Raw genomic sequence first — 8,545 nt, forward strand, 5'->3', positions numbered from 1 at the left:
GGAGCGAGTGAGCACGCGACGCCGAAATCGGGACGCGCAGCAGATTGTACGAGGTGCCTCCTGATGCAGATCGCGGTCGTCGACTACGGCATGGGCAACCTGCGCTCGGTGGTCAAGGCCATCGAGCACGTCGCCCCGGATGGCGCCCACGTGATCCTCACCGACGCGCCCGAAGTCGTCCTCGAATCCGAGAAGGTGGTCTTCCCCGGCCAGGGCGCGGCGGCCCAATGCATGACCGCCCTGCGTGAACGCCACCTGCCCGAGGCCCTGCGCGAGGCGGCGCGGACCCGCCCGTTTCTCGGCATCTGCATGGGCATGCAGGTGCTGCTGGAGCGCTCGGAAGAGAACGACGGCGTCGACCTGCTCGGCTGGTTCCCCGGCCAGGTCAAGCGATTCCAGCCCACCGAAAAGCACCTCAAGGTGCCGCAGATGGGCTGGAACCAGATGCACCAGGCCCGGGACCACCCGCTGCTTGAAGGCATCCGCCAGGACGCACGCTTCTACTTCGTGCACAGCTACTACTGCGAGCCGGAAAACCCGGCCCACACGGTGGCGACGGCCGACTACGGCCTGACCTACTGCGCGGCACTGGCCGACGGCTACGTCTTCGCCATCCAGGCGCACCCGGAGAAGAGCGCCGACGACGGCCTGACGCTCCTGGCCAATTTCACCCGCTGGTCCGGACCGAGTTCCTGACCGACCGCAACACGACACGACGCGTATCGAGGACGCCCCAATCATGCTCCTGATCCCCGCCATCGATCTGAAGGAAGGAAAATGCGTGCGCCTGCGACAGGGCCGCATGGACGATGACACCGTCTTTTCCGACGACCCGGTCGCCGTCGCCGGCCGCTGGGTCGAGGCCGGCGCGCGGCGCCTGCACCTGGTCGACCTGGACGGCGCCTTTGCCGGCAGCCCGAAGAACCGCGAGGTCATCAAGGCCATCTGCGAGGCATACCCGGACCTGCCGATCCAGGTTGGCGGCGGCATCCGCGACGAGGCCACCATCGAGCAGTACCTCGAGCTGGGCGTGGAGTTCGTCATCATCGGCACCAAGGCCGTCTCCGAGCCGCACTTCGTCGAGGATGTCTGCCTCGCCTTCCCCGGCCACATCATCGTCGGCCTGGACGCGCGTGACGGCAAGGTGGCCATCGACGGCTGGTCGAAGCTGTCCCACCACGACATCCACGACATGGCCCAGCGCTTCGAGACCGACGGCGTCGCCGCGATCGTGTTCACGGACATTTCCCGCGACGGCATGATGCAGGGCGCCAACATCGAGGCGACCCGCGAGCTGGCAAAATCGGTGCGCATCCCGATCATCGCCTCGGGCGGCGTGACCGACATGAGCGACATCGACCGGCTGATCGATGCCGCCGACGACGGCGTCTCCGGCGCCATCATCGGCCGGGCGCTCTACGAGGGCACCATCGACCTGAAGCAGGCCCAGAAACGCATCGACGACCGCGCGGGCATCCCGCCGTTCTCCGAGTAGGTCATGGGGCTCGCCAAGCGCATCATCCCCTGCCTCGACGTGGCCGAAGGCCGCGTGGTCAAGGGCGTGCAGTTCGAGGGCCTGCGTGACGCCGGCGACCCGGTCGAGGCGGCGCGCCGCTACAACCAGGCCGGCGCCGACGAGCTGACCTTCCTCGACATTTCCGCCTCGCACGAGGGGCGCGAGACCATGCTGCACGTCGTCGAGGCGGTCGCCGCCGAGGTGTTCATCCCGCTGACCGTCGGCGGGGGCATCCGCACGCTGGCCGATGTGCGCCGCCTGCTGCATGCCGGCGCCGACAAGGTCTCGATCAACACCGCCGCGGTGCACCACCCCGAGCGCATCCGCGAGATGAGCGACGCGGTCGGCTCGCAATGCATCGTCGTCGCCATCGACGCCCGGCGCGTCTCCGGCGAGGACGAGCCGCCGCGCTGGGAGATCTTCACCCACGGCGGGCGCAACCCCACCGGGCTGGATGCGGTCGACTGGGCCGTGCACATGGCCGACCTGGGTGCCGGCGAACTGCTGGTCACCAGCATGGACCGCGACGGCATGCAGCAGGGGTTCGACCTGGAACTGACCCGCGCGATCAGCGACGCCGTCCCGATCCCGGTGATCGCCTCGGGGGGCGTTGGCAACCTCGATCACCTGGTCGAGGGCATCCTCGAGGGCCACGCCGATGCGGTGCTTGCGGCCAGCATCTTCCACTTCGGCACCCACAGCATTCACGAGGCGAAGGCCGTGATGGCCGAGGCCGGTATCGAGGTGCGCGACTGACCCCGGTAGCGCCGCGCGGCTGACGGTTTTCCCGCCATCCCTGATATACTCCGGCGCCGGCCACCGGCCCGCCCACCGCTGAAGACGACACCGACAGTGACCGATTCCCAGGCAACACCCCCGGCATTCCGCGAGTCGCGCGACTGGATCGAGGCGATCGCCTTCGACGAGCACGGCCTGGTACCGGCGATCGCGCAGGATGCCACGACCGGTCGAGTGCTGATGTTCGCCTGGATGAACCGCGAGGCCGTGGAGAAGACCGCCGAGCTCGGCGAGGCGGTGTACTACTCGCGCTCGCGCCGGAAGCTCTGGCACAAGGGCGAGCAGAGCGGCCACACGCAGACGGTGCGTGAAATCCGGCTCGACTGCGACGGGGACGTGCTGCTGCTGTCGATCGAACAGCACGGCGGCATCGCCTGCCACACCGGCCGCGAGTCCTGCTTCTATCGACGCCTCGAACACGGCCGCTGGCAGACGACCGACGAGGTCAGGAAATCCCCGGGAGCGATCTATGGCAACGGCTGACGGCCGCACGACCGAGGTGCTGGAGCAACTCGCCGCGCTGCTCGAGGAGCGCAAGGGCGCCGATGCCGGCAGTTCCTACGTCGCCAGTCTCTATCGCAAGGGCCGGGCGAAGATCGCCCAGAAGGTCGGCGAGGAAGGGGTCGAGGTCGCACTGGCCGCGGTGGGCGACGACCGCGACGAATTGATCAACGAGATGGCCGACCTGTGGTTCCACAGCCTGGTACTGCTGGCCGACGCCAACCTATCCCCGGCGGACGTGCTCGCGGAGCTCGAACGCCGATTCGGACTGTCGGGCCTTGAAGAAAAGGCACGGCGCGCACAAGATTGACAGGACATCAGTAGGAGATCGCGATCATGGGTACTTTTAGCATCTGGCACTGGCTGATCATTCTCGCCATCGTGCTGCTTCTGTTCGGCACCAAGCGCCTGAAGAACCTCGGCACCGACCTCGGCAGCGCCATCAAGGGCTTCAAGTCGGCCGTCAAGGACGAGTCCGAGAAGGACGAGGAAGAAACCAAGCGCAGCGAAAACCTGGAGCACAAGGAGGGCGAGAAGCCCAACGCCAACCGGGTGATCGAGAGCGAGACCATCGAGGCCGGCCAGGAAAAGACCGCCGAGAAGTCCGACGAGCGCAAGGGCAGCTGATCGTCGCCCCGACGCAGGATTGATCCGTGTTCGGTTTCAGCTTCTGGGAAGTGTTTCTCGTTCTGGTCGTGGCCCTGCTGGTCATCGGCCCGGAACGGCTGCCCGGTGTGGCGCGCAAGGCCGGCGAATGGACCTACAAGGTTCGCAAGTTCGTCGCCAACGCCAAGGCCGAGATGGACAGCGAGTTCAACATGCAGGACATGAAGCAGCTGCTGAACTCGCAGGAATCCGAGATCAGCAAGCTGCGAGCGATGGTCGAGGAGACCCGCGACGACCTCTCGGGAACCGAGAAGACCGTCAAGAGCGCGCTGTCGGAGGCCGAACAGACCATGCGCGACTCGGCGGCCGGCGAAAAGGCACGCCAGGACTCGGCCAGACGGCTTGCGGCCCTGGATGAAAGTGGCCGCGCCCCGGGCGAGGAAGACGACTTCGAGGACGAGCTGAGCAAGCTGGAATCGGAAACCGGCGAAACCTTCCGTCGCCCGTTCGAGTCGGCCGAGCCCGACACCTCGGCCGAGCCGGCCACGCCCCAGGAATCGACGGCAAAGAAACAAGATGAGCCAACGGAACGCGGACGCGACAACTGACGAACCCTCCGGTCTGGCGGGGTTCGTCTCGCACCTGGTCGAACTGCGCAACCGGCTGATCAAGTCGGTGGCCGTGGTCTTCGTGCTGTTCCTGGCGCTGTTCCCGTTCCGCAACGATCTGTTCCGGCTGCTCTCCGACCCGCTTTCCCGCTACCTGCCGGAAGACACGGGCATGATCGCGGTACAGGTCGCCTCGACGTTCTTCATCCCGCTCAAGCTCGCCGGCTTCACCGCGCTGTTCATCGCCATCCCGTTCCTGCTGTACCAGCTGTGGGCATTCATCGCTCCGGGGCTGTATCAGCACGAGCGCAAGATGGTGATCCCGCTGGTCTTCTCCAGCACCATCCTGTTCTACATCGGCGCGGCCTTCGCCTACTTCGCCGTCTTTCCGGTGGTGTTCGGCTTTCTCGCGGGCACAGGCCCGGCGGAGGTCAGCTACGCACCGGACATCAACGAGTACCTGAGCTTCGTCATCACGATGTTCTTCGCCTTCGGCTTCGTCTTCGAAGTGCCGGTGGCGGTGGTGCTCCTGATCCTGATCGGCGTGGTCACGCCCCAGCAGCTGGCCGAGAAGCGCCGCTACGCTATCCTGGTGGCGTTCATCATCGGCGCGATCTTCACCCCGCCGGACATCCTGTCGCAGTTCATGATGGCGATACCGGTCTGGTTCCTCTACGAGCTGGGGATCATCATCGGTCGGCTGCTGCTGCGACAGCAGGGCGGCCCGGTACTGCCCAGGGACGACGAGCCCGAAGGCACCCCGCCGGAAGACGGCCCGAGCGGCGGGGCACCCGCCGGCAGTCCCGGTAGCGGCGCCACTGCGGCGGGGAGCCGCACCAGCGCCCCCGGCAGGAGCTACGAGACCGAGAAGGACGAGGACTTCGATTTTGATCGCGCCTTCGAGGAGATCGAACGCGAGCAGCAGTCGCTGGAAGCGATCGAGGCCGAAGCGCGGCGCGAGTCCGACAAGGGCGAGGCCCGCAAGGACAGCGCGGACGAGGACGAGGCCCCCAGCCCGTCCGACACCGACGAGACGCGCGGTGACGACTCGGCCCGGCCGTCGCCCGGGCCGGACGACAAGCCCGACGAGCGACGCTGAACCGGTCCACCCGGTCGCGAGCGACGATCGAGGCGGAGGGCGACGCCGCCCTCCCGGCCCAGAATGAATCGGAGATTCCGCTGCCCCCGCCGGGCGGACTTCGGCACGCGCCACCCGATTCGTTCCGGTGAACCCAACCGAAACACGAACAAGGAACGCACATCCATGTCCAACATCGCCCCGCGACGCCCCGTCCTGCTCGTGATCATGGACGGCGTCGGCGTCAACCCGAGCCGCAAGCACAACGCCGTGAGCCTGGCCGACACGCCCCGGCTCGACGAGCTGTATGCCAACCACCCACACACCGTGATCGAGGCCTCCGGACGGGCCTGCGGGCTGCCGGACGGCCAGATGGGCAACTCGGAGGTCGGTCACCTGACCCTGGGCAGCGGGGCGATCAACCGCCAGGACCTGGTGCGCATCGACGATGCGATCAAGGACGGCAGCTTCTACGAGAATGCCGCCATCAACCAGGCGATGCAGAAGGCGGCCGATGCCGGTCGGCCGATCCACCTGATTGGGCTGGTCTCGGACGGCGGCGTGCACAGCCACGTCCGCCACCTGCTCGCCCTGATCAAGATGGCCAAGAAGATCGGCGCCCGCCCGCTGATCCACATGATCACCGACGGCCGTGACACGGCACCGAAATCCGCCTTGACCTACCTCGACCAGATCGAGCCCAGACTCAAGGATGCCGGGGGGGCGATCGCCACGATCAGTGGCCGCTATTACGCCATGGATCGCGACCAGCGCTGGGAACGCACCGAGGAGGCATTCAACGCCATCGTGCGTGGCGACGGCCCGCGCTTCAGTGACGCGCGCGCGGCGCTGGCCGCCTCCTACGAGGCCGACCAGACCGACGAGTTCATCCGCCCGGCGGTACTTGACGGCTTCGAGCCGCTTTCGGCCGACGACGCGATGATCTTCTTCAACTTCCGCAACGACCGGCCGCGCCAGCTGACCGAGGCGCTGGGACAGGCGGAGTTCTCCGGTTTCGACCGCGGCGACTACCAGCCGATCGTGGTCACCTGCCTGACCGAGTACGACCCGCGCTTCCTCTCGCCGATCGGCTTTCCGCCCGAGCGACCGAAGAACGTGCTCGCCGAGGCGATCAGCCAGGCCGGCATCAAGCAGTTCCACTGCGCCGAGACCGAGAAGTACGCCCACGTGACGTTCTTCTTCAACGGCGGCAAGGAAGAGACCTTTGCCGGCGAGGACCGCGTCATGGTGCCCTCGCCCAAGGTCGCGACCTACGACCTGCAGCCGGAGATGAGCGCCCGCGAGGTCGCGGACGCCGCCATCGACGCGGTGCGCGCCGAGCAGTACGGCTTTGTGCTGGTCAACTTCGCCAACGGCGACATGGTGGGCCACACCGCCGTGCGCGAGGCGGTGATCAAGGCGATGGAAACCGTCGACCACGAGGTCGGTCGTCTGGTGGATGCCGCCAGCGAGCAGGGCTACTCGATCATCCTCACCGCCGACCACGGCAACTGCGACGAGATGGTCGACCCGGTCACCGGTGACCCGCACACCCAGCACACCACCTATCCCGTTCCCTGCATCGTCATCGACAAGACCCCGGTGCGCCTGCGTACGGGCGGAGGCATCGCCAACATCGCGGCGACCGTGCTCGAACTGATGGGCCTGCCGCTGCCGAAGAAGATGAAGCGATCCCTGTTGCTGGACAAGCCCAGCAGCTGAATCCGTCTCTCCGTCGAAACATAGGCCGCGCCTGCCGGGATCCATCCGGTGGCGCGGTCTTCTCGCGTCTGGCCACGGGGCGTGCTGCCACCACGAGACCCGATACCACCGCATCCTGACCACCTCGCGTGGCCTCCCCGAGAAGGGCAGGATGTTTGCTTGGCCGATCAGGTGTTATGTTATAACATCTGCATGCGACCAGAATAGACCACTCCCAGGAGCCACCCATGCCGAGGCACCAGCCGACGTCGAACCATCTCCCACGCGCCATGCTGCTAGGTCTGGCCACCGTTTCCCTGCCTCTGGCAACACTGCAGGCTGACGAATTACCCTTGAACCCGAAACTGTCCGTGATCCTCGACGGCGTCTACTACGACGACAGCATGGAGGGCGACGGCGATGCCATGCTGGGCGAAACTGCCGGCATCTTCGCCGCGCACGGCCATGACCATGATCATGGCCACGATCACGGTGGCCACCAGCACGGGCTGGAACAGGGCTTCAACCTGCGCCACACCGAGGTGGTCTTAAGCGGCGGCATCGACGCGCTCTTCGACGCCCGGCTGAACGTCGCGATCTCCGACGAGGGCGACGTCGAACTCGAGGAGGCCTTCGTCGCCAGCACCGGCCTGCCGGCCGGGTTGCGGATCAAGGCGGGCAAGTTCTACTCCGGCATCGGTTACAACAACGACAAGCACCCGCACGACTGGGACTTCGTCGACCAGAACCTCGCCTACCGCACCCTGCTGGGCGATCACGGCCTGTCCGACACCGGCCTGCAGCTGACCTGGCTGCCGGCCTGGGACCACTACACCCTGTTCGGCATCGAGGCCTTCCAGGGCGACAACAACGAACGCCTGGGCACCGAGGCCGAGCACGGGGACGAGCTGCCCGCGCGCGACAAGGCGCCGCGGCTCTGGACGGCCTTCGCCAAGTGGTCGCCAGATCTCGGCCACGACCACGCCCTGCAACTGGGCGCCTCGGCGGCCTTCTTCCGCAGCCACCAGGAAATGCACCACCACGGCGAACCCGACGAGCACGGAGTCGACGGCGATGCCCGGCTTTACGGCGTCGATGCCGTGTACAAGTACGACTCCGGCCAGGGCTACGGGAAGGGCGACTGGCGCATCTCGGGCGAGTACCTGTGGGTCGAGAAGAATCTCGAAGTGGCCCACCACGCCGGCAACCCCGGCGTGATCGGCGAGGCGCGCGACTTTACCGAGGACGGGCTTTACCTGCAGGCCACCTACGGCATCGCGCCGCGCTGGGAGCTCGGCCTGCGCTACGATGCCGTCGGCTTTACCAACGAGAAGCGCGGCCCGCGCCCGGCAGTGAACGCCGATTACGACGAGAGCGAACGCTGGACCGCGGCGGCCACCTGGCATATCAGCGAAACCAGCCGCATCCGCGCTCAGGTCGCCCAGGTCAGTGGCGCCTTCGACGACCATCGCGAGGACTACACCCAGTTCTACCTGCAGTACCAGATGAGCCTGGGCGCGCACGGCGCGCACAGCTTCTGAGGGCATCAACCATGCTTAAACGATTACTGATCACGCTGGCGCTCCTGTCGCCAGCCACGCTTCATGCCGCGGACCTGCGTGTCGTGGCCACCACCAACAGCATGGGCGCCCTCGTCTCGACGGTGGGCGGGGAGCGCGTCGATCTGACCGTGCTCGCCCCGCCGGACCGCGACGCCCATTTCCTGCAGGCCAAGCC

The 8,545-nt window shown here is 66.8% G+C and carries 11 protein-coding genes; all 11 read left to right on the forward strand.

Translation table 11 applies throughout. The annotated features are described in order from the left end of the window. Positions 1-60 precede the first annotated feature (60 nt). Entirely contained in the window at positions 61-696 is a 636-nt protein-coding gene (hisH, locus tag ACLFRM_RS08225) for an imidazole glycerol phosphate synthase subunit HisH (protein ID WP_410755265.1), read from the forward strand. A 43-nt stretch (positions 697-739) separates the two neighbouring features. Continuing rightward, entirely contained in the window at positions 740-1,495 is a 756-nt protein-coding gene (gene hisA / locus ACLFRM_RS08230) for a 1-(5-phosphoribosyl)-5-[(5-phosphoribosylamino)methylideneamino]imidazole-4-carboxamide isomerase (protein ID WP_410755256.1), read from the forward strand. Positions 1,496-1,498: 3 nt separating this feature from the next. Further along, entirely contained in the window at positions 1,499-2,272 is a 774-nt protein-coding gene (hisF, locus tag ACLFRM_RS08235; RefSeq protein WP_410755257.1) for an imidazole glycerol phosphate synthase subunit HisF, read from the forward strand. A 147-nt stretch (positions 2,273-2,419) separates the two neighbouring features. Continuing rightward, on the forward strand, positions 2,420-2,797 hold the full coding sequence (gene hisI / locus ACLFRM_RS08240; RefSeq protein ID WP_410755266.1) for a phosphoribosyl-AMP cyclohydrolase: 378 nt from the start codon (positions 2,420-2,422) through the stop codon (positions 2,795-2,797). Next, complete coding sequence (locus ACLFRM_RS08245) at positions 2,784-3,125, forward strand: phosphoribosyl-ATP diphosphatase (RefSeq protein WP_410755258.1); 342 nt, start codon at positions 2,784-2,786, stop codon at positions 3,123-3,125. The genes hisI and ACLFRM_RS08245 overlap by 14 nt, the downstream gene beginning before the upstream one ends. Before the next feature lie 26 nt (positions 3,126-3,151). Beyond that, a complete protein-coding gene (tatA, locus tag ACLFRM_RS08250) occupies positions 3,152-3,442 on the forward strand; it encodes a Sec-independent protein translocase subunit TatA (protein WP_410755259.1) in 291 nt (96 codons plus the stop codon). A 26-nt stretch (positions 3,443-3,468) separates the two neighbouring features. Continuing rightward, a complete protein-coding gene (tatB, locus tag ACLFRM_RS08255) occupies positions 3,469-4,029 on the forward strand; it encodes a Sec-independent protein translocase protein TatB (RefSeq protein ID WP_410755260.1) in 561 nt (186 codons plus the stop codon). Beyond that, a complete protein-coding gene (tatC, locus tag ACLFRM_RS08260; RefSeq protein ID WP_410755261.1) occupies positions 3,998-5,128 on the forward strand; it encodes a twin-arginine translocase subunit TatC in 1,131 nt (376 codons plus the stop codon). The genes tatB and tatC overlap by 32 nt, the downstream gene beginning before the upstream one ends. Before the next feature lie 165 nt (positions 5,129-5,293). Next, positions 5,294-6,829 (forward strand): 2,3-bisphosphoglycerate-independent phosphoglycerate mutase, encoded by a 1,536-nt coding sequence (gene gpmI, locus ACLFRM_RS08265; RefSeq protein WP_410755262.1) that lies wholly within the window; start codon positions 5,294-5,296, stop codon positions 6,827-6,829. A gap of 332 nt (positions 6,830-7,161) precedes the next feature. Beyond that, positions 7,162-8,349: a porin gene (locus ACLFRM_RS08270; protein WP_410755263.1), complete on the forward strand. Its 1,188-nt coding sequence runs from the start codon at positions 7,162-7,164 to the stop codon at positions 8,347-8,349. Between the two features lie 11 nt (positions 8,350-8,360). Next, a partial coding sequence (locus tag ACLFRM_RS08275; RefSeq protein ID WP_410755264.1) for a metal ABC transporter solute-binding protein, Zn/Mn family occupies positions 8,361-8,545 on the forward strand: 185 nt, incomplete at its 3' end.

Source organism: Guyparkeria sp., assembly GCF_046540515.1.
GTDB lineage: Bacteria > Pseudomonadota > Gammaproteobacteria > Halothiobacillales > Halothiobacillaceae > Guyparkeria.

Bases quoted from the DNA above. Each gene is read 5' to 3' on its own strand.
- hisA (WP_410755256.1), top strand. From the start codon at position 740: ATGCTCCTGATCCCCGCCATCGATCTGAAGGAAGGAAAATGCGTGCGC.
- tatA (WP_410755259.1), top strand. From the start codon at position 3,152: ATGGGTACTTTTAGCATCTGGCACTGGCTGATCATTCTCGCCATCGTG.
- tatC (WP_410755261.1), top strand. From the start codon at position 3,998: ATGAGCCAACGGAACGCGGACGCGACAACTGACGAACCCTCCGGTCTG.
- hisF (WP_410755257.1), top strand. From the start codon at position 1,499: ATGGGGCTCGCCAAGCGCATCATCCCCTGCCTCGACGTGGCCGAAGGC.
- gpmI (WP_410755262.1), top strand. From the start codon at position 5,294: ATGTCCAACATCGCCCCGCGACGCCCCGTCCTGCTCGTGATCATGGAC.
- ACLFRM_RS08245 (WP_410755258.1), top strand. From the start codon at position 2,784: ATGGCAACGGCTGACGGCCGCACGACCGAGGTGCTGGAGCAACTCGCC.